Origin of the sequence: Nonomuraea sp. NPDC049637, from assembly GCF_040675235.1 — a bacterium.
GTDB lineage: Bacteria > Actinomycetota > Actinomycetes > Streptosporangiales > Streptosporangiaceae > Nonomuraea.
On the sequence record NZ_JBFAOM010000043.1, the window covers coordinates 63,480 to 82,737 of the forward strand.

The window sequence follows — 19,258 nt, forward strand, 5'->3', positions numbered from 1 at the left end:
GCACGACGCCACGTCTGTGCTTTCATGGCAAACGTGGCAAGTCCCCTGCAGTACGGTGATCCGCCCCAGCTGGGGCGCTACGTCGTGCAGGCCCGCCTGCACACGGCTCCGGCCGGGTTCGTCTACCTGGGACAGGGACCCGACGGGCGCGCGGTGTCGCTGGCCGTGCTCACCCGGGGCGCCGCCCTCGACGCGGCGGCGCGCGACCGGTTCCTGACCGCGATCAAGGAGGCGTCGGGGCGGTCCGGCGGGCGCGGGTGGCTGGGGCTCGGCCGGGCGCGCGCCTCGGTGCTCGACGGGACGCCCGAGGTGCTCGACGTGCACGACGGGCCGGCGCCGTGGGTGGCGGTGCCGTACGCGCCGGGGCAGCCGGGGGCCGAACGCTTCCTGGAACCGGTCATGGTGGGCGGGACGCTCATCGGGCAGGCGCACGGGCCGGACTTCGTGCCGTACTGGCTGACCGACCGCGCGCCCGCGCTGCCGGGGCCGCTGGGGCGGCGGCTGCCGCTGACCGAGACGCGGCGGCGGGTGCTGCTCGCCGCACTGGCGCTGGCGCTGCTGCTGGTGCTGGTCACGACGATCCTGCTGTTGCTGCTGTTCGGCCGGCGCGACAGCGAGCCGATGCCCCGGCAGCTCCCGCCGACGGTGTTCGTGCCCACGCCGCCGCCCACGCCGGCCACGCCGGTGCCGGAGCCCTCGCCGTCGCAGTCGCCGTCGCCGACGCGCACCGGTCCCGGCACGCCGGGGCAGTCGCCGGGCGACGATCTGGGCGAGTCGCCGCTTTAATGCGTTTGAGCCTCACGTTACGTGAGGCTTTAGCGTCCGCGGCATGGAGTTCATCGTTCACGACACGCTCACGGCCATGGCGGACCTGCTCGCCCGGCCGCTCGCCGACCGGCCCGAGGCGCTGCGGGAGATGCTGGCGCCGATCCGGCCGGCGATCCCGGTGCCCGGCGACATCGTCGACATCCACCACCAGGGCGGCGGCTTCCGCGTCGACGCCGAGGACGCCCGTTACCTGCCCGCCGTCCTGGCCATGATCGAGGCCGACGTGCTCGGCCAGGTGCGCAGGGAGCTGGAGCGCGCCTCCCACGCGCTGAAGGAGGCCAGGCAGGCTTCCTCGCTGCAGGTGATGTTCGTGCTCGGCGACCCGGACAACGAGCACCTGATGAAGGTCAGCGGCGGCTACTACGGGATGGGCGGCTCGCCCGGCTGGCTGTACCTGCTGGGCTGGCCGTCGCAGGAGGTCATCGGCCGGATCGCGCACTGCGCGGTGCACGAGTTCCACCACAACGTGCGCTACACCAACGTCGAGTGGGACCCGCGGAAGGTCACCGTGGGCGAGCACGTGGTGGCCGAGGGGCTGGCCGAGGCGTTCGTCCGGGAGCTGTCCGGGCCGGAGGCCATGGGGCCCTGGTCGCGGATGGTGACGGGGGAGGAGCTGGAGCGCGCCCACGAGCTGATCATGGACGCGTTCGACCTGGAGGGCATGCACAACACCCCGGCGTACGTGCTGGGCGACAGCGCCATGCGGCGCTTCGGGCAGGAGCCCCGCGGCATTCCCGACATGGCGGGTTACGCGGTGGGGCTGCGGCTGGTGGACCGGGCCCTGGCCGAGCAGGGCCTGAGCGCCGCCGAGGCCACCCTGCTGCCGGCCGCGCGGCTGCTCGGCCGATCTCAGCCGGGCGAGACGAACCCGGACTCGTAGGCGGCGATCACGGCCTGGGTGCGGTCGCGCGCGCCCAGCTTGGCCAGGACGTTGCCGACGTGCGTCTTGACGGTCTCCTGGCTGACGACCAGCTCGGCGGCGATCTCGGTGTTGGACATGCCCCTGGTCATCAGCCGCAGCACGTCGCCCTCGCGGCCGGTGAGCCGGTCGATGCCCGGCACGTGGGCCTGCGGGCGACGGCCGGCCAGGGTGCGGATCGCGGCCGGGAACAGCAGCGACTCCCCGGCCGCCACCAGCCTGATCGCCTGGAGCAGGTCGTCCGGTCTGGTGCGTTTGAGCAGGAAGCCGCTCGCGCCGGCGCGCAGGGCGTCGTAGACGTGGTCGTCGTTCTCGAACGTGGTCACGACCAGGACCTTGGGCGGGTCGTCGAGCGCCACGAGCCGGCGGGTGGCCTGGATGCCGTCCATGGCCGGCATGCGGACGTCCATCAGCACGACGTCGGGGCGCTCGCGGCGGACGACCGGCAGGACCGCGGCGCCGTCGGCGGCCTCGCCGACCACGCGCAGGCCGGGCTCGGCGTCGATGATGACGCGCAGCCCGGCGCGGATGAGGTCCTCGTCGTCGGCGATCACGACCTTGAGTGTCATGCCCCCGACCGTAGCGGCACCCGGTCGGGCAGGGGCCGGGGGCGTCCTGGGTTGACGGGGGCGGGGCCTGTCCCGGGAGCGAGCTGTCTGGAGGGGGCAGGGTGTGGGAGTCAGGGGGTCGGGCGCAGGGGGAGGCGGACCGAGACCGTCCAGCCGTCCTCGTCGGGGCCGGCGTGCAGGTCGCCGCGGAGCAGGCGGACGCGTTCGCGCATGCCGGCCACGCCCCGGCCGCCCCGGCCGCCCCGCCCGTGGCTTCCGGCGCGCTTCCCGGCGGGGTTGCTGACCTCCAGCCGCAGGTCGTCGCCCTGGACGGCGGCGGCCAGCCGGACCGTGCCGCCGCCGTGCCGGATCGCGTTGGTCAGCGCCTCCTGCAGGATGCGGTACGCCTCCCTGGAGACGACGGCGGGCACGCCGGACAGGTCGCCCACGTCCTGCCGCACCTCGGCGCCGGAGCCCGCCACCAGCGCCGCGAGGTCGGCCAAGGTCCCCTGCGGCGCCCGCCGCGCCGCCTCACCGTCCTCCCGATGGCCCTCGCGGCGCCCCTCCCGCCTGTCCTCGCTCACGTCCTCGCGCCCGTCGTCGCGTGCGTGCTTGCGCCCGTCCTCGCGTGCGTCTTCGCGTAGGACGCCGAGCACGTGGTCGAGGTCCTCCAGTGCGGCGCGGGCCGACTGCTCGATGGCCGCCAGCGCGGTCCTGGCGGTGGCCGGGTCGCGGTCGAGGACGCGGCCGGCCGCGGCGGCCTGCAGGGTGACGACGCTGAGCGCGTGCCCGACCGAGTCGTGCAGCTCGCGGGCCAGCCGGTTGCGTTCGGCCAGCGTACGGGCATGATCTTCGGCGGCGGCCAGCCGTTCGGCGGGGGTGGGGCCGAGCAGCGGGGGAGCCAGGGCGGCCAGCAGCGCGCCCGCGCCCGCCGCGCCCGCCACCAGCAGCGCCAGCGCCCCCACGCCCGCCGCCGCCCACAGCAGGGACGGCCACCCCGGCTCGGCCGTGAGGCCCAGCACCGGCATTGGCTCACCGACGAACGGCAGCGCCATCGTGAACACCGTGAACGGCACCACCGCCAGCGTGAACCCGCTGACCACGCCGCCCACCGCCAGATGCAGCGTGAACCACGCGGCGGTGCGCCGCCGCTCCTGCCACGACCGGCGGGCCTGCCGCGGCGGGGTCTCCACCCGGGCCCCGAGCAGCCCCTGGGCGGCGTTCACCTCCAGCGCGCGCACCGGCAGGAACAGCCCGGTCACCGCCACCACCGGCAGCACCGCGACGAACACCCCGACCTGGATCGGCATCAGCAGGTCAGACGACACGCCGCGCCACAACCCGGCGACCAGCACCCCGGCCATCATGTACGGCATCAGCAGCGCCCCGCCCAGGATGAGGCACGCCCAGCGACGGGGGAGGTTCCTTCTCACATCCGGGATTGTATGTCGATACTTTTTCGCGCTGGGAGTAATGCGCCTTGAGTGAAATGCGCCCCCAGCGAAAATGGGCCGGAATTAGCCGCCGCCGGGTCTAGCGTTTTTCGCGGAATTAGTTTCGGCAGAAAGGCGACGTCAATGACGGAGACCCAGCGCGCGGCCTGGCCTGACCAGCTCAGTCAGCGCCTGCTGAAGGAACGCATCGTGGTCCTCGGCCAGGAGGTCGACGACGAGATTTGCAACCGGCTCTGCGGTGAGCTGCTTTTGCTGGCCGCCGAAGACCCCAATCGGGACATAACGCTCTACATCAATTCGCCGGGCGGCTCGGTGACGGCCGGCATGGCGCTCTACGACATGATGCAGTTCGTCCCGTGCGACGTGGCGACGGTGGCGATGGGCTTCGCCGCCTCCATGGGCCAGCTGCTGTTGACCGCCGGCGCGCCGGGCAAGCGTTACGCCCTGCCCAACGCCCGCATCGTCATGCACCAGCCGCTGGGCGGCATCGGCGGCTCGGCCAGCGACATCCAGATCCAGGCCGACAACATGCTCTACACCAAGCGCAGGATGGCCGAGATCATCGCCCACCACACCGGCCAGCCGCTGGAGCGCATCCAGGCCGACTCCGACCGCGACCGGTGGTTCACCGCCCAGGAGGCGCTGGAGTACGGGTTCGTCGACCACATCGCCGAAGGGATGAACTGACCATGAGCGGTCGCTACGTGCTGCCCTCCTTCACCGAGCGCACCTCCTACGGGGTGCGGGAGATGAACCCGTACAACAAGCTGTTCGAGGACCGGGTGGTGTTCATCGGCGCGCCGATCGACGACACGGTGGCCAACGACGTCATGGCCCAGCTCCTCACGCTGGAGTCGCTCGATCCCGACCAGGACATCAACATGTACATCAACTCGCCGGGCGGGTCGTTCACGGCGATGACGGCCATCTACGACACGATGCAGTTCGTCCGGCCGGAGATCCACACGGTCTGCATCGGGGAGGCGTCCTCGGCGGCGGCCGTCCTGCTCGCGGCGGGCACGCCGGGCAAGCGGGCGGCCCTGCCGCACGCGCGCGTCCTGCTCCACCAGCCGGCCACCGAGGGCGGCCGGGGGCAGTCGAGCGACCTGGAGATCCACGCCAGGGAGATCGTGCGGATGCGTGACCAGCAGGAGGAGATCCTGGCCCGGCACACCGGGCGCGGGGTGCTGGAGATCAGGAAGGACATCGAGCGCGACCGCATCTTCACCGCCGAGCAGGCGCGCAGCTACCGGCTGATCGACGACATCTACGCCTCCAGGAAGCGCGCCCTGGTCCCCGCCCGCTGACCTCCCGGGGCCCGGCCGGGCCCCGGGGGTCATCCGTCCCGGCCGTCGCGTCCGGCGCGCAGGCGGCGCAGGGCGAGCAGCCCGCCGACGCCGGGGACGAACGCGCTCCAGCGGGCCCCGGGCGTCCCCTGTGCCCTGGGCGTCATGGCCGCCGTGGCGATGACGACCAGGTAGGACATGCCGTGCAGCGGTCCGGCGTAGGTCGTGACCGGCTGGGCGTGCACGGTGAGCAGGTTGGCCAGCAGGATCGCCAGCGTGACGGCCTCGACGGCGGCGGCGATGCGCAGGGTGAGCACGTTCAGGCTCCCGTCTGCTCGCCGGGGCGGACGATCATGAGCACCACGACGACCGCCCACAGCAGGTTGTAGACGCCGGCGAGCATCGCCAGTGTGCGCAGCCGCCGGCCGTCGTCGGGGGCGTCGAGCGCCTGGCGCTGGCGGGGGTGGATCTGGGTGGCCAGCAACGCGCCCGCGACGGCGGTGAGGATCATCGCCACGACGATCCAGGTCTGCCCCATCCGTCCCTGCACGCCGGCCAGCACGATCCCGGCCAGCGGGACGACCAGCCCGAACACGGCGTAGCCGCCGGTGATGCGGTGCAGCACGGCGGCCACGGCGGCGTTGCGTTCCGTGTTGCGTTCCGTGGTGGGGGGTGTGGCGGGGCCGGTGGCGGCGCTGGCGACGGGGCCGGCGACGGGGGCGTAGCGGGGGAACAGGCTCGACGCCACCGCCGAGCCGCCGACGAACACGATGGCCGCCAGCACATGAACGGACAACAGGACATGCTCCATGGATCTCCTCCAACCTTCAGGGTGCCTGAAGCTTAGCGAGACCTTCAGTCCCCCTGAAACTCGGCCGGACGTCTGGAGGCTCCGCCGCAGCGCCACGTTCTCGACGACAGGTCCCGCTGCTACGTCCGGACGGGGGCGGAGCGCACCACCGCGACCACCGCCGAGGCGGGCAGCAGGCCGAACTGCCGTGAATCCGCGCTCCGGCCCGGATTGTCGCCCAGGACGGCGACCCGCCCCACGGGCACGAGGCCGCCCCCGAGCACGGCGGGCAGCCGCTCCCCCTCGCACGCGGCCAGTCGCTTCACCATCAGCCCGCGGCCCCCGCGCACCACGACGATGTCACCGGTGACGCCCGCGCCCCTGCGTGCGAGCAGTCGCTGACCCGGCCGCAGGGTCGGCACCATGCTGACGCCCTCGACGGTGACCGCCAGGTAGCGCCCGCGCAGCCACGCCAGCCCCGCCGCCGCGACCGCCGCCGCGACCGCCGCCGCGACCGCCGCCGCGACCGCCGCTGTGACCGCCGCCACCAGCAGGTACCTCATCCGACCGCCTCCGCGACGTACCCGCTGGACTGCAGGGTGAACAGCCGGGAGTAGGGGCCGTCGCGTCCCATCAGGTCCCGGTGCCGGCCCTGCTCGACGACCCGTCCCTCGTCCAGGACCACGATGAGGTCGGCGTCGCGCACGGTGTTGAGCCGGTGCGAGATGAGCAGGCTCGTCCGGCCCGCCCGGCCCGCACGCATCCGAAGGTGGATGTCGTACTCCGCCTCGGGATCCAGCCCGGAGCTCGGCTCGTCCAGGATCATCAGCTCCGGATCGTCCCGCAGCAGGGCCCGGGCGATGGCGATCCGCTGCCACTGCCCGCCCGACAGTTCGACCCCCGCGCTGCCCTCGGCCTCGTCGTCGAAGAACAGCCTGGTCAGCAACGTGTCATAGCCTCTGGGCAGCGCCTCGATGGCGCCGTCGATCCCCGCTCGCCCGGCCGCGGCCCTGATGGCGGATGCCGAGCCGATCAGCGGGAGGTTCCCGAGTCCGATGTTCTCGGCGGCCGACAGGTCGTAGGCCATGTGGTCCTGGAACACCGCGCTGATCCTGGCCCGCAGGTCCTGCGGCGCCGCGTCACGGAGGTCGACGCCGTCCCACAGGATCGTGCCCCTGGTGGGGTCGTAGAACCTGCACAGCAGCTTGACCAGGGTGCTCTTGCCCGCGCCGTTCAGGCCGACGAGGGCGAGGGCGCCGCCGCAGGGGATGAAGAGGTCGACGCCGCGCAGGATCCAGGGGTGGTCGTCGCCGTAACGGAACCACACGTCGCGCAGCTCGATCCCGCGGCGCAACGCGGGCAGCGGGACGGCGGCGACCGGCAGGTCGGGCGGGGTGGAGGTGACGCGGAGGTAGTGGGCGAAGAGCCGCAGGCTCTGCGAGATCTGCGCGATGGTCTGCGCCAGCGTGTTGAGGCCCTGCTGGGTGCCCGCCACGGCGCCCGCGAACATCGCGACGTCACCGACGCTGAGCTCGCCGGCGCTCGCCGCCAGCCCCGTCCACACCAGCCCGCCGCCGGCGACCAGCGCGGCCAGCAGTTCGAGCCCGCCGTGCGAGGCCAGCTGCAGCACGTCCAGGCGGCGCCGGACGCGGTTGACCTGCCTGCGCTCGTCCAGCATGCGGCCGCGCAGGAAGGCTCCCGTCCCGAAGAGCCTGATCTCCTTGGCGGCCTGGGTGCCGGTGAGCAACTGCCCGTAGAAGAACTGGCGGCGTTCGGCGGGGCTGGTCCGCCACAACATCGCCGCCTGCCGCCTGGCCAGCCCCAGCTGGACGGCGAGCGCGGGCACCAGCGACGCCAGCACGACGGCGGCCATCCAGGCGTTGATCAGGGCCACGGCGCCCAGGAAGCCGGCGATGGTGAGCGCGGCCCGGCCCGCCTCGAACACCGATCCGAGCAGCCCGTGGCAGCTCGCGGTGGACTGCTGGGCCAGGCGCAGCCGGTCGAGGAACGCCGGGTCCTCGAAGTGCCGCAGCCCGACGAAGCGCTCGGTGGCCTCGAAGAGCCGGTCGGTGGCGCGCAGTCCCACCGACCGGCCCAGTGCGCTGTTGGCGAAGGACGACACCGCGGGCAGCACCCCCGCCGCCAGCCCGCAGGCGGCCAGCCCCACCGCCGGGCCGAGCACGGGCCCGCTGTGCCGGCTCAGCGCGTCGAGCAGGGCTTTGGTCAGCCATGCCGCGGCGATCGGCAGCAGCGCCTGGGCCAGCGTGGTCGCGACGTAGACGATCACCATGGCGGGCGCGCCGCGCCAGGCCAGTTCCGCGGCCCCGGCCAGCGCGCGAGGGGAGGACACCTCAGTCATGCGTGGCGGCGAGCACGTCGTCGAGCGTGTGGCCGGCGGCCAGCACGGTACGGCCGGCGTCCAGGAGGAACACCTGGGGGAAGGCCTCGACCTTGAACGCCTCGGCCAGCGGCCCGCCGTCCGGCCCGCCGTGCCGGATCCTGGCGACGGGGTCGAGCAGTTCCCGCAGCGTGCCCGTGTCGTCGGGGAATCCGGCGATCACCGCGACGACCTGCTCGCGTCCCATGGTCGCGGCCAGTTCGGCGAACGCGGGCGCGAGCTTCTTGCACGGGGCGCAGGTGGGCGAGAAGAAGCCGATCAGCGTGCGCTCGGGCAGCGGGGCTCCCGGCTCGAACCCGGCGACCGTCTCACCGGGCTGCACGGCGGGCGGCGGGCCGTCCGCGGGCCGCTCGTACAGGGCGTTGAGCCGTTCGGTGTGCTCGCGGAGCCTGCGGATGACGCCCAACGCGAGCATCGCGTTGGCCACGCACAGCACGGCAAGGATCATGACGGCGGTCCACAGCGCGTACATCATCTGACCTCCTCGTCGAGGGAAAAGGAGGGCCGGACCCCGGTGGCGGAGCCCGGCCCGCGGATCACGGCTTCGACGGGTTCCTAACAGAGCGTCCAGCCGTTGCACCTGGTCCCGGTGCTGTAGACGCAGCACCGGCGGCAGTAGCGGCCGTTGATCTCGTCCCAGCAGTTGCTGGCCGCGGCCGTCAGGCGGGGGACGAGCCGGGCGACGAGGCGGTCACACAAGTCGTGCATCATGAGCCCTCCTAGCAGGCCACGTAGCCGTTGCACCTGGTTCCGGACGTGTAGAGGCAGCACCAGCGCTTGTAGCAGGTGCCGTCGACGTGCAGGTAGTCCCAGTAACAGTTCGAGGCTTCGGCCTCGACCCGGGGGACGAGTAGTGCGACCGTGCGGTCGCAGAGCCGGGTGAACACGCTCATCGAGCCCTCGCTTCCTGCGGCGAACGAACCTTTCGCCTGCACACTGACCCGGCCGTCTCAGCGGTTTCTCAGTGATTTCGCAGCGATTTCTCAAAGGAGCGAGAGGTGTTCCCCGTGCGGCCCGGCGCGGGTGCGCTTCCTACCTGGATGGCCGGCGGGCCGCGTGGGGGGCGTGTCGCAGGTCAGGCGGGGGAGGTGGTGTCGCCCGGTCGGCGGGGGCCGGTGAAGGCGGTGCGGATCGCGTCGCCCACCTGCTGGTGGATCGGGTCGGCGTCGGGGCCGAAGAGGCGTTCGTCGACCTTGGTGACGGCCTGGGCGGCCTGCCGCAGGAGGCGTTGTCCCTCGGGGGTGAGTTCGATGGTGGAGGCGGACCCCGCCCGCGCCGTACGGTCGCGTACCAGCCCCGCCTGGACGAGCCCCTTCACCGCCGTGTGCACGCTCTGCACGGAGATGCCCGACATGCGCGCCAGGTCGCTGAACGACGCGCCGGGCACGCCGGCGATGTGTCCCAGCAGCCCCAGGCGGCTGATCGTCAGCTCAAGCGGCGCCAGCTCGGCGGACAGCTCCGTCTCGACCCGCCGCGCCAGCGTCAGCACCACGATGGAGGTGCTCGACACGGGCGGTCCGTTCTCGATCGTCACCGGTCCAGTCTCGCCTACCCGGCCACATCGTCCACCCGCCGGCCACCCGCGCAACGCCGGGTCGCCGGCCGGCCGGCCGCCTCCTGGCCGTCTGACTGCTCCACCGGAGGGGTGGGTGGTTGGAGGGGGGCTGTAGTCTTCTGGGCGTTTCCTGGGGGAGTGGGGGAGCGGCGTGCCGCTGGAGCAGGTTGTGGTGTTGCTGGCGGCCGCGGCCGGCGCCGGATGGGTCGACGCGGTCGTGGGCGGCGGCGGGCTGGTGCAGCTGCCGGCGTTGCTGATGACCGGCATGCCGCCCGTCCAGGCCATGGCGACCAACAAGTTCTCCTCGGTGTTCGGCACGGCCTCGGCCGCCGTGGCGTACGCGCGCTCCACCAAGATCGACCGTCAGGTGGCGTTACCGGGCGCGGCGCTGGCCGTGGTGAGCGCGGGGCTGGGCGCGTGGGCGGCGGCGGCGATCTCGGCCGACGTGCTGCGCCCGGTCGTGATGGTGGTGCTGCTCGGCGTGGCGGCGTTCGTCACGTTGCGCCCTTCGATGGGCGCCCTGCCGCAGCCGCACCTGCGGACCGGCGCCCGCGTGGTGGCGGCGGTGGCCGCGGCGGGCGTGGGCATCGCCTTCTACGACGGCATCATGGGGCCGGGCACCGGCACCTTCCTCATCATCGCCTTCACCACCATCCTCGGCCTGGATTTCGTCTCCGCCTCCGCCTCGGCGAAGATCATCAACGTGGGCACCAACCTCGGGGCGCTGGCGGTGTTCGGGCTGCAGGGCCACGTGCAGTGGGCGCTCGGGCTGGGCATGGCGCTGTGCAACGTGGCCGGCGCGCAGCTCGGCGCCAGGATGGCGATCAGGCGCGGCACGGCGTTCGTCCGGGTCGTGCTGTTGTGCGTGGTGGTGGCGATGGTGATCAGGCTCGGCTGGCAGCAGTTCGGCTGAACCCCGGCCCGCCGCCCGCGCCCGGACTCCTCAAGGGCGCACGGCGGGGGCCGTCAGGGCCACGAAGGCCGCCATCAGCGCCGGTACGGCCAGCGCCCGGGGCAACCCGGCGAGCTCGGCCACCGCCCCGATGATCACCGGCCCCGACAGGAACCCCAGGTACCCGACGGACGCCACCCGCGCCAGCGCCCGCCCGGCGAAGGCCGGATCCCGGTGCCCCGCGGCCGAGAACACCTGCGGCACGATGCACGACAACCCCGCCCCGAAGCAGCCGAACCCCACCACCCCGGCCACCGGCCCACCGCCGAGCAGCGCCAGGCCGAGCCCCGCCGCCGCCAGCAGCCCGCAGCACCGCACCAGCGCCACGGGGCCGAACCGGGCGGCCAGCCGGTCCCCCGCCAGCCGCCCCGCGGTCATCGCGATCGAGAACGCGGCGTACCCGGCGGCGGCGAACCCCGCCGAGGAGGCCAGGTCCTCGCGCAGGTAGACCGAGCTCCAGTCGGCCGCCGCCCCCTCGCCCACCAGGCAGCAGAAGGCCAGCACGCCGAGGAACAGGATGCCCTTGGGCCGTCCGGACCCCGAGCCGCCGGCCGGCAGGGGAGCGGGCGCCGAGCGCAGCGCCCACCGCCACGCCCACACCGCCAGCACGGCGATCACCGTCCCCACGCATCCGAACGTCACCGACGGCGGCAGCCCGGCCTGCGCGAACACCCCGCCCGTCGTGGCCCCGGCGAACCCGCCGATGCTGTAGACGGCGTGGAAGGACGACATCACCGGCCGCCCGTGGGCGCGTTCCACCTCGACGGCGTTGGCGTTCATGGACACGTCCAGGACGCCGTGGACGATCCCGAAGGCCAGCAGCGCGGCGGCCAGCGCGCCCAGGCCCGGCGCGAAGGCGGGCGGCACCAGCACCACGCCCTGCGACAGGGCCGCCGGGATCATGACCCGGCTGCTGCCGTACCGGTCGACCAGGCGGCCGACGGTCGTCATGCCCGCGACGGCGCCCGCCGCGATGGCCAGCAGCGCCAGGCTGAGCCGTCCCGCGTCGAGGCCGAGGCTCTCCTTGATGGCGGGGATGCGGGCCGTCCAGGTGCCGATGGCCAGGCCGGCCAGGAAGAACAGCAGGTAGACGGCCGTCCGTTCGCGTCTCACCCGGCCTCCTTGACGTCCACCCCGGCCGCGAGGAGCGCGTCACGCTGCTCGGGCGGCACGCCTTCGTCGGTCACCACGACGTCCAGGCGGGAGATCGGGCAGACCGCGCCGAAGGCCGTACGGGAGAACTTGCCCGAGTCGCAGGCCACGATCACCCGCCGGGCGGCGGCGATGGCCGCCCGTTTGACCGCGACCTCGGGCAGGTCGTGCGCGGTCAGGCCGTGCTCGGCCGACAGGCCGCAGCAGCCGATCACCGCGGTGTCGAAGCGCAGCGCCGCGATCGAGCTCTCGGCGAGCGGGCCGGTGAGGTTCAGTTCGCCCTTGCGCACCTCGCCGCCGGGCAGCACCAGGCGCACCCGCGGCGCGGCGGCCAGCAGCGAGACGGCCTGCAACGCCAGCGGCAGCACGGTCAGCCGCCGCCCGGCCAGGGCGCGGGCCACCTCCAGGACGGTGGTGCCGCCGTCCAGGACGACCGCCTCCCCGTCCGCGATCATCGCCGCGACCTGGACGCCGATGCGCCGCTTGGCCTCCACCGCCTCCCGCTCGCGCACCCCGAACGGCGGCTCCTCGCCGCGCAGCAGCAGGGACAGCGCCCCGCCCCTGACCCGGCGGACCACGCCCTGCTGGGCCAGCTCGTCCAGGTCGCGGCGGATCGTCATCTCCGACACGCCGTGCCGCTCGGCGAGCTCGGTCACCGTGACGCTGTCCTGGGCGCGCAGGGCGTTCATGATGGCGGTCAAACGTTCCATCTGTTCATACAAACACCGAAAATGTGCGCAATACAATGACGGATATGCGCGCCAGCCGTCTGCTCTCCCTCCTCCTGCTGCTGCAGACGCGGGGCCGCATGACCGCGCCCGAACTGGCCGCCGAGCTGGAGGTGTCGATCCGCACGGTCTACCGGGACGTCGAGGCCCTGTCGGCGGCCGGCGTCCCGGTCTACGCCGACCGCGGCCCGGCGGGCGGCTACCAGCTCCTGGACGGCTACCGCACCCGCCTGACCGGGCTGACGGCCGAGGAGGCGTCCTCGCTGTTCCTGGCCGGGCTCCCGGGGCCCGCCGCCGAGCTGGGGCTGGCCGACGTCGCGGCGACCGCGGAGCTGAAGCTGCTGGCCGCGCTGCCGCCCGAGCCACGCTCGCACGCCTCCCGCATGCGCGAGCGTTTCCTGCTGGACGTGCCCAGCTGGTACCGCTCGGCCGACGACGTGCCGCACCTGAGCGACGTGGCCGAGGCGGTGTGGGACCAGCGGCCGCTGCACATGACCTACCGCCGGTGGGGGCAGCGGGAGGTCGACCGGGTGATCCACCCGTACGGGCTGGTGCTCAAGGGGGGCTCCTGGTACCTGGTCGCCGCCCCGCCCGAGGGCTCGCCGCGCACCTACCGGGTCTCGCGCATCCTCACCGTCGAGCAGCTCCCGGGCCGTTTCCGCAGGCCGGATGGGTTCGAGCTGGCGGCGTTCTGGCGGGCGTACGCCAAGGAGTTCCGCGAGCGCATGTACACCGCCGAGGCCGTCATCAGGCTGGCGCCCGGCCGGGAGGACCTGCTGGCGTACACGATGGGGTCCGACGTGGTCGCCGCGGCGCTGGCCGCGGCCGGCGAGCCGGACCCCGAGGGCTGGCGCACGATCACCGTGCCGGTCGAGTCGCTCACCCACGCGCGCTGGCTGCTGCTGCGCATGGGCGCCGACGTCGAGGTGCTGGAGCCGGCCGAGCTGCGGGCGCTGATGGCCGAGGCGGTGGCCGGCCTCGGCAAGCTGTACCTCTAGATCCACCTGTCCGGATAAATCGCGAGAAATAGGCCGCCTTCTCTGTCAGCATGCCCACCATGTACCTTCTGGCTTTCGTCGGCGCGTGCTTCCTGGTGGCCATGGTCCCCGGCGTGAGCACCGCCGTCATCCTGCGTCAGACGATCCGCTCCGGCCGCGGTTCCGGCGTGGCGGCCACGCTGGGCAACGAGACCGGCATCCTGCTGTGGGGGCTGGCCGCCGCGTTCGGGCTGTCGGCGCTGCTGGTGGCCTCGCAGGTCGCCTACGACGTCATGCGCGTCACGGGCGCGGTCGTGCTGGTGGTGATGGGCGCGCAGGCGTTGTGGAACGCGCGCCGGGGCACCCCGCCGGTGGAGGGCGAGGCGGTGGCCGGGCTGCGCGGGTCCTACCTGTCGGGGCTCGGCACCTGCCTGGCCAATCCCAAGGCCGCGGTGTTCGCGATGTCGTTCCTGCCGCCGTTCGTGCCGGCCGGGCAGAACGTGCCGCTGACGCTGGTGACCCTCGCCGTCGTGTGGGTGCTGGTGGACACCGTCTGGTACGGCCTGCTCATCTGGACCGTCGCTAGGGCCAGGGACTTCCTGGGCCGCCCGGCCGTCCGGCGCCGCCTGGAGCAGATCTCCGGCGTCGTGCTCATCGGCCTCGGCGTCCGCCTGGTCCTGGACGCGCGATGACCTGCTGAGCGGCGGGAGATCGTGGACTACCGTTAGGGCATGACCAACGACCTGGCGTCCCTGATGAGGCAGGCGCAGGACGACGATCCGCTGCTGGCCCTGCACGCCACCACCGCGCTGCGGCGCGAGATCGAGCGCCTGGAGGCCGTCCAGGTGCGCCGGGCCAGGGTGGCGGGCCTGCCCTGGGCGCAGATCGCCGACGCGATCGGCGTCAGCAAGCAGGCCGTGCACAAGAAGTACGGCCGCCGCTGATCAGGCCCGCGTATCACGCCCGCGTCCATCGGGCGGCGAACCAGTCCAGCACGATGTTCCAGGAGTAGCCGCGGCGGATGCGCCCGGCCACGTCGGGGGGCAGGGTGTCCAGGCCGCGGTGTTCGAGCAGCACCTGTGTGCCGTCCCTGACCGCGGTGAAGGCCACCTCGATCTCCATCCGGCCGCCTGGGTTGAGCAGGTCGGCCCAGACCAGGCGGCGGGGCGGCTCCCAGCGCACGATCCGGCCCAGGTCGGCGTGGCCGCCGTCGTCCCACAGCTCGCGCAGGTAGCCGTCCTGGAAGCGGATGGCCACCGCGCGGGCGGGGTCGACCCAGCTGTGGCGGCCGCGCACGTACCACTGGTCGATCTCGTCGGTGAACATCCGGAACGCGGTCGCCGGATCGACCGGCACGACGACCGCCGCCCGTACGGCGGTCACCGCCCGCGCTCCACGTGGTCCTTGAACGAGCCGAGCTGCTCGGCCCAGAACGCCTGCACCTGGTCCAGCCACGCCTGCAGCGCCGCGAACGGCTCCTGGCGCAGGGTGTAGAGCCGCAGCCGGGCGTCGTCGCCGCCCGCCTCGGCCCGTACCAGGCCGCCGGCCCGCAACACGCGCAGGTGCCTGCTGAGCGCGGGGGCGCTCATGCGCACCGCCTGGGCCAGCTCGCCGGCCGGGCGCGGGCCCTCGCGCAGCAGGTCGATCACCTTGCGCCGGGTGGGGTCGGCCAGGGCGGCCAGCGTGGCGTCCAGGTCGTTAACGTCGTTGTTAATCTTTGCCTGCTTCCGTTATGGTGTTGGTGCTTAACGTCAGCGGCAATTATTGCGGGGAGACGTGCATGACTGTCCAACTGGGTTACTACACCCTGTCGGTCGAGGACCTGGAGCGGGCGGCGGCCTTCTACGGGCCGCTGTTCGGCTGGGAGTTCAGGCGCGAGCACGAGCGCTACCTGCACGTCACCAACACCGACGTGCCGATGGGCCTGCACGCCGCCGGCCGGTCCGCGCAGCCCAACCTCTACTACCACGTCGAGGACATCGACGCCGCCGTCGAGCGGGTGCGCGAGCTCGGCGGCACGACGGGCGAGGTGTACGAGAGCAAGTCCGGCCGCGGCTGCACCTGCACCGACGACCAGGGCACCGAGATCAGCCTGTGGCAGCCCGCCCCCGGCTTCGCGTGCCCCTCGCCCGGCCGGCGTCACTGCCTGGGTAGGCTTCGCCGGTGACGACAGACGCGTGGCGCATCACCGGCCAGTCCCAGATCGACAGTTATGTCGGTAGATGGGTTGATCTGGCCGTCCTGCTGGTCAACGAACTGGCCGTCACCCAGGTGCGTGGTCGTCCCGCCGGGCCGCCGGCCGACCGGCGCGCCGCCCTCGACGCCGCCTTCGTCCGGCACGGTTGGACGCCCAGCAGGGCGCTGACCGTGGCCGACGCCGACCGGCTGGCCGGGGTGGCCGGCGAGCTGCGGCCCGCCTTCACCGCGAGCCCCGCCGCGCCGGCCGCGCTGAACCGGGCCCTGCTGCGCCACGGCGCCGTGCCCAACCTGCACGGCGACCCGCCGGTCCTGGCCTTCCACGGGCCCGCCGCCGGCCTGGTGGAGGCGTGGGCGGCCGACACGGCCACCGCGCTGGCCATGGTCATCGGCGTCGGCCAGGGGGTACGGCTGCGCACGTGCGAGGCGGCGGCGTGCGAGCTGGTCTTCTTCGACGTCACCCGCAACGCCTCGCGCCGGTTCTGCGGCCTGTCGTGCCAGAACCGCGCCAAGGCCAGCGCCTACCGGGCCCGCCGCCGTACCTGATCTACAACGTAAAGGCGTCGGGCCGGGACGGCCACCTCCGTCAGTGCACGGAGAAACCGCCGTCGACGAAGAGCAGCTGGCCGGTGACGAACGCCGAGGCGTCCCCCGCCAGGAACACCGCCGCGCCCGCGAAGTCGCCCGGCACGCCGTTGCGCCCGGTCATGTGCCGGGCGGCCAGCTCCTCGACGCGGCCGGGGACGGTCTGGGCAGGCTCGGTGAGCGGGGTGAGCACGAACCCGGGGATGATCGTGTTGACGCAGACGCCGTGCGCCGACCACGCCTCGGCCTGCGAGCGGGTGAGGCCGGCGACGGCGGCCTTGGCCGCGCCGTAGACGCCGCTGTCGCCGAAGGCGCTGATGGACTGCTGGGAGCCGACGTTGATGATGCGGCCCCGGCCGCGGGCGGCCATGCGGGGGCCGAAGTGCTGGCCGAGCAGGTAGGGGGCGGTCAGGTGCACGGCGATGGTCTGTTCGTAGTCGCCGGGGGTGAGCTCGGCCATGGGCTTGCGGATGTTGTTGCCGGCGGCGTTGACCAGGATGTCGATCTCGCCGGCGGCGGCGCACAGGCGGGCCAGGTCGTCCCGGTCGTGCAGGTCGGCGCTGACGGCGGAGGTGGTGACGCCGTGGGCGCGCAGCCGTTCGGCGGCCCGGTCGAGCTCGGCGGGCCTGCGGGCGGCGAGGACGACCTCGGCTCCGGCCCGGCCGATCGCCTCGGCCATGGCCAGGCCGATGCCGGAGCTGCCGCCGGTGACGAGGGCGCGGCGGCCGTGCAGGGAGAACAGGTCACGCAGATAGTCCGACACGACGGCTCAAGGTAGCAGCAGCCGCGGGAAGGCGGGCGGGCGGCGTCGGTTGCCGGAACGGCGAAGGGGGGCTAGGCTCGTGAGCTCGACAATACGAGAAGCGGCTCCACAGAGCTCCCGTAAAGGAGTATAGCAGGGAATGGCTAATCGTCAAGATGGTCTCGCGCAAGCCCTTGACAGCGAGCAGCGTACGGTCCGGCGGCTGTACGCCCGGCTCGACGCGGCCAGGGAGCGGGCGCAGGCGACGCTGCGCCAGGTGTACGCCGGCGGTGGCGCGCTGGGCACCCGCCAGGCACGGTTCGAGCGCGAGGTGACCGCCGCCGAGCAGGCGCGGCGGCTGGCCCAGCTCAACGCGGTCGAGCGCGGCCTGTGCTTCGGCCGGATCGACGACTCCGGCGGCGTCAGCACGTACGTCGGCCGGATCGGGCTGCGCGACGAGGACCACGAGTCGGTGCTGATCGACTGGCGGGCCCCGGCCGCGCGCCCGTTCTACGTGGCCACCGCCACCGACCCGGGCGGCCTGGTGCGGCGCCGGCATCTGCACCTGAAGGACCGCACGGTGGTCGGCATCGACGACGAGGTGTTCGACCTGGACGGCATGTCCGACGGCGACCGGCGCACGCTGGTGGGCGAGGCGGCGCTGCTGGCGGCGCTGCGGCGGGGCCGTACCGGCCGGATGGGCGACGTGGTGGCCACGATCCAGATCGAGCAGGACCGGGTGATCAGGGCGGGTCTGCAGGGGGCGCTGGTGGTGCAGGGCGGGCCGGGCACCGGCAAGACCGTCGCGGCGCTGCACCGGGCCGCCTACCTGCTCTACACCCACCGCGACACGCTGGAGCGGCGCGGGGTGCTGGTGGTGGGGCCCAACCCGATGTTCCTGCGCTACATCGGGCAGGTGCTGCCGGCGCTGGGGGAGACGCAGGTGGTGATGGCCACGGTGGGGGAGCTGTTCCCGGGGGTGCGGGCGGTGGCGGCCGATCCGCCGGCGGCCGCGGTGGTCAAGGGCGACCTGCGGATGGCCGAGGTGGTGGCCGCGGCGGTGGCCGACCGGCAGCGGGTGCCCGCAGGGGATCTGGAGGTGGAGCTCGACGGGCTGCGGCTGCGCGTGCCGCACGCGGTGTGCGTGCGCTTGCGCGAGCGGGCGCGGGCGGTGCGCCTGCCGCACAACATGGCCCGCAAGCTGTACGTCACCGAGCTGCTGAAGGAGCTGGCCAGGGCGGAGGCGCGGGCGCTGGAGGAGTCGCTGCACCTGGAGGAGCTGGCGGCCGACGACCCGGAGCTGGCCGAGCCGCTGGACCTGGAGGGCGACCTGGACGAGACGGACATCGCGCTGGCGGCCGAGCGGCTGTGGGGGGAGGAGCCGGTACGGCGCGCGGTGGCCGAGCTGTGGCCGGAGCTGACGCCGCAGGAGCTGGTCGCCGATCTGCTGTCCACGCCGGACACGTTGTGGTCGGTGTGCCCGCCGGGCCTGGACTGGACGGCGCTGGTGCGGCCCCGCGAGTCGCCCTGGACGGTCGGCGACGTGCCGCTGCTGGACGAGGCGGCCGAGCTGCTGGGCCATGACGACTCGGCCGAGCGGGTGGCGGCGCGGCGCGCGGGGGAGGAGTGGGCCGAGCAGGAGTTGTACGCGCGCGAGGTGCTGGAGACCACCGGCCTGCTGGAGGGCGGCGTCTTCGACCGGGCCGACGTGCTGGCCGAGCGGCAGGCCGACGACGGCGCGGGGCTGACGACGGCCGAGCGGGCGGCGGCCGACCGCACGTGGGCCTACGGGCACGTGATCGTGGACGAGGCGCAGGAGTTGTCGCCGATGGCCTGGCGGACGGTGCTGCGGCGGGTCCCGGCGCGGTCGCTGACCGTGGTGGGCGACCTGGCCCAGACGGGGTCGGCGGCGGGGGCGCGCTCGTGGGCGCAGGTGCTCGACCCGTACCTGGAGGGGCGCTGGCGGGAGGAGCGGCTGCTGGTCAACTACCGCACGCCGGTGGAGATCATGCGGGTGGCGGCCGACGTGCTGGCGGCGGTGGCGCCGGGGCAGGAGCCGCCGGAGTCGGTGCGGGACGGCGGCGACGAACCCCGCGCGGTGCGGGCGGCGGTCGCGGAGCTGCCGGCGCTGGTGGCGGCGGAGCTGGC

The 19,258-nt window shown here is 73.6% G+C and carries 26 protein-coding genes; 11 read left to right on the forward strand and 15 right to left on the reverse strand.

Annotation, left to right across the window (positions count from 1 at the left end):
• Window positions 1-24 precede the first annotated feature (24 nt).
• Both AB0J71_RS39345 and AB0J71_RS39350 read left to right on the forward strand, forming a co-directional pair.
• The gene (locus tag AB0J71_RS39345; RefSeq protein ID WP_364419172.1) at window positions 25-786 is read left to right on the forward strand and encodes a hypothetical protein; all 762 of its coding nucleotides are present in this window, start codon (window positions 25-27) and stop codon (window positions 784-786) included.
• 43 nt (window positions 787-829) lie between these two features.
• Window positions 830-1,708: a DUF2268 domain-containing putative Zn-dependent protease gene (locus AB0J71_RS39350; protein WP_364419174.1), complete on the forward strand. Its 879-nt coding sequence runs from the start codon at window positions 830-832 to the stop codon at window positions 1,706-1,708.
• Here AB0J71_RS39350 and AB0J71_RS39355 read toward each other — a convergent pair.
• A complete protein-coding gene (locus AB0J71_RS39355; RefSeq protein ID WP_352328093.1) occupies window positions 1,678-2,316 on the reverse strand; it encodes a response regulator transcription factor in 639 nt (212 codons plus the stop codon). The two genes, AB0J71_RS39350 and AB0J71_RS39355, sit on opposite strands and share 31 nt — an antisense overlap.
• A gap of 110 nt (window positions 2,317-2,426) precedes the next feature.
• Window positions 2,427-3,728, reverse strand: coding sequence for a histidine kinase (locus tag AB0J71_RS39360; protein ID WP_352328092.1), 1,302 nt, complete (start codon window positions 3,726-3,728; stop codon window positions 2,427-2,429).
• Window positions 3,729-3,872: 144 nt separating this feature from the next.
• Between AB0J71_RS39360 and AB0J71_RS39365 the strand changes: the two genes are divergently transcribed.
• Together AB0J71_RS39365 and AB0J71_RS39370 are read left to right on the forward strand one after the other, a co-directional pair.
• Window positions 3,873-4,436 carry an ATP-dependent Clp protease proteolytic subunit gene (locus AB0J71_RS39365; protein ID WP_352328091.1) on the forward strand — a complete coding sequence of 188 codons (564 nt, stop codon included), beginning with the start codon at window positions 3,873-3,875 and terminating at the stop codon, window positions 4,434-4,436.
• Between the two features lie 2 nt (window positions 4,437-4,438).
• Window positions 4,439-5,056 (forward strand): ATP-dependent Clp protease proteolytic subunit, encoded by a 618-nt coding sequence (locus AB0J71_RS39370; protein ID WP_352328090.1) that lies wholly within the window; start codon window positions 4,439-4,441, stop codon window positions 5,054-5,056.
• A 29-nt stretch (window positions 5,057-5,085) separates the two neighbouring features.
• Here the strand turns inward: AB0J71_RS39370 and AB0J71_RS39375 are convergent, their stop codons facing one another.
• The 8 genes from AB0J71_RS39375 to AB0J71_RS39410 all read right to left on the reverse strand — a co-directional run bounded on the left by AB0J71_RS39375 (window position 5,086) and on the right by AB0J71_RS39410 (window position 9,757).
• Window positions 5,086-5,352, reverse strand: coding sequence for a hypothetical protein (locus AB0J71_RS39375; protein ID WP_364390375.1), 267 nt, complete (start codon window positions 5,350-5,352; stop codon window positions 5,086-5,088).
• 2 nt (window positions 5,353-5,354) lie between these two features.
• On the reverse strand, window positions 5,355-5,846 hold the full coding sequence (locus tag AB0J71_RS39380; protein WP_364390373.1) for a hypothetical protein: 492 nt from the start codon (window positions 5,844-5,846) through the stop codon (window positions 5,355-5,357).
• Window positions 5,847-5,965: 119 nt separating this feature from the next.
• Complete coding sequence (locus AB0J71_RS39385; protein WP_364419176.1) at window positions 5,966-6,388, reverse strand: S26 family signal peptidase; 423 nt, start codon at window positions 6,386-6,388, stop codon at window positions 5,966-5,968.
• Window positions 6,385-8,184 carry an ABC transporter ATP-binding protein gene (locus AB0J71_RS39390; RefSeq protein WP_364419178.1) on the reverse strand — a complete coding sequence of 600 codons (1,800 nt, stop codon included), beginning with the start codon at window positions 8,182-8,184 and terminating at the stop codon, window positions 6,385-6,387. The genes AB0J71_RS39385 and AB0J71_RS39390 overlap by 4 nt, the downstream gene beginning before the upstream one ends.
• Entirely contained in the window at window positions 8,177-8,698 is a 522-nt protein-coding gene (locus AB0J71_RS39395) for a thioredoxin family protein (protein ID WP_364419180.1), read from the reverse strand. The genes AB0J71_RS39390 and AB0J71_RS39395 overlap by 8 nt, the downstream gene beginning before the upstream one ends.
• Before the next feature lie 80 nt (window positions 8,699-8,778).
• A complete protein-coding gene (locus tag AB0J71_RS39400) occupies window positions 8,779-8,934 on the reverse strand; it encodes a hypothetical protein (RefSeq protein ID WP_364419182.1) in 156 nt (51 codons plus the stop codon).
• A gap of 8 nt (window positions 8,935-8,942) precedes the next feature.
• On the reverse strand, window positions 8,943-9,116 hold the full coding sequence (locus AB0J71_RS39405) for a hypothetical protein (RefSeq protein WP_352328260.1): 174 nt from the start codon (window positions 9,114-9,116) through the stop codon (window positions 8,943-8,945).
• 182 nt (window positions 9,117-9,298) lie between these two features.
• Entirely contained in the window at window positions 9,299-9,757 is a 459-nt protein-coding gene (locus AB0J71_RS39410; RefSeq protein WP_352328261.1) for a MarR family winged helix-turn-helix transcriptional regulator, read from the reverse strand.
• Window positions 9,758-9,929: 172 nt separating this feature from the next.
• Here AB0J71_RS39410 and AB0J71_RS39415 point away from each other — a divergent pair, with 172 nt between their 5' ends.
• Entirely contained in the window at window positions 9,930-10,691 is a 762-nt protein-coding gene (locus tag AB0J71_RS39415; protein WP_352328262.1) for a TSUP family transporter, read from the forward strand.
• 30 nt (window positions 10,692-10,721) lie between these two features.
• Here the strand turns inward: AB0J71_RS39415 and AB0J71_RS39420 are convergent, their stop codons facing one another.
• On the reverse strand, window positions 10,722-11,843 hold the full coding sequence (locus tag AB0J71_RS39420) for an MFS transporter (protein ID WP_364419184.1): 1,122 nt from the start codon (window positions 11,841-11,843) through the stop codon (window positions 10,722-10,724).
• On the reverse strand, window positions 11,840-12,592 hold the full coding sequence (locus AB0J71_RS39425) for a DeoR/GlpR family DNA-binding transcription regulator (RefSeq protein ID WP_352328264.1): 753 nt from the start codon (window positions 12,590-12,592) through the stop codon (window positions 11,840-11,842). Before AB0J71_RS39425 ends, AB0J71_RS39420 begins: the two co-directional genes overlap by 4 nt.
• Window positions 12,593-12,636: 44 nt before the next feature.
• Here AB0J71_RS39425 and AB0J71_RS39430 point away from each other — a divergent pair, with 44 nt between their 5' ends.
• Genes AB0J71_RS39430 through AB0J71_RS39440 form a run of 3 tightly spaced genes read left to right on the forward strand, consistent with a single transcriptional unit; the run spans window position 12,637 to window position 14,531 of the window.
• Window positions 12,637-13,608 (forward strand): WYL domain-containing protein, encoded by a 972-nt coding sequence (locus tag AB0J71_RS39430; RefSeq protein WP_352328265.1) that lies wholly within the window; start codon window positions 12,637-12,639, stop codon window positions 13,606-13,608.
• A gap of 59 nt (window positions 13,609-13,667) precedes the next feature.
• Entirely contained in the window at window positions 13,668-14,279 is a 612-nt protein-coding gene (locus AB0J71_RS39435; protein ID WP_352328266.1) for a LysE family translocator, read from the forward strand.
• A 39-nt stretch (window positions 14,280-14,318) separates the two neighbouring features.
• A complete protein-coding gene (locus AB0J71_RS39440; RefSeq protein WP_352328267.1) occupies window positions 14,319-14,531 on the forward strand; it encodes a hypothetical protein in 213 nt (70 codons plus the stop codon).
• A 13-nt stretch (window positions 14,532-14,544) separates the two neighbouring features.
• On the opposite strand, the gene AB0J71_RS39445 is transcribed toward AB0J71_RS39440, so the two are convergent.
• Together AB0J71_RS39445 and AB0J71_RS39450 are read right to left on the reverse strand one after the other, a co-directional pair.
• The gene (locus tag AB0J71_RS39445) at window positions 14,545-14,970 is read right to left on the reverse strand and encodes an SRPBCC domain-containing protein (protein WP_364419186.1); all 426 of its coding nucleotides are present in this window, start codon (window positions 14,968-14,970) and stop codon (window positions 14,545-14,547) included.
• Entirely contained in the window at window positions 14,967-15,302 is a 336-nt protein-coding gene (locus AB0J71_RS39450; RefSeq protein ID WP_352328272.1) for a metalloregulator ArsR/SmtB family transcription factor, read from the reverse strand. The genes AB0J71_RS39445 and AB0J71_RS39450 overlap by 4 nt, the downstream gene beginning before the upstream one ends.
• Before the next feature lie 65 nt (window positions 15,303-15,367).
• On the opposite strand from AB0J71_RS39450, the gene AB0J71_RS39455 reads away from it, so the two are divergent.
• Window positions 15,368-15,754 (forward strand): VOC family protein, encoded by a 387-nt coding sequence (locus tag AB0J71_RS39455; protein WP_364419188.1) that lies wholly within the window; start codon window positions 15,368-15,370, stop codon window positions 15,752-15,754.
• A complete protein-coding gene (locus AB0J71_RS39460) occupies window positions 15,751-16,329 on the forward strand; it encodes a CGNR zinc finger domain-containing protein (RefSeq protein ID WP_352328270.1) in 579 nt (192 codons plus the stop codon). The genes AB0J71_RS39455 and AB0J71_RS39460 overlap by 4 nt, the downstream gene beginning before the upstream one ends.
• Window positions 16,330-16,369: 40 nt before the next feature.
• Here the strand turns inward: AB0J71_RS39460 and AB0J71_RS39465 are convergent, their stop codons facing one another.
• Window positions 16,370-17,131, reverse strand: a complete 762-nt coding sequence (locus AB0J71_RS39465; protein WP_364419190.1) for an SDR family oxidoreductase — start codon at window positions 17,129-17,131, stop codon at window positions 16,370-16,372.
• A 139-nt stretch (window positions 17,132-17,270) separates the two neighbouring features.
• Here AB0J71_RS39465 and AB0J71_RS39470 point away from each other — a divergent pair.
• A partial coding sequence (locus tag AB0J71_RS39470) for a helicase (RefSeq protein ID WP_364419192.1) occupies window positions 17,271-19,258 on the forward strand: 1,988 nt, incomplete at its 3' end.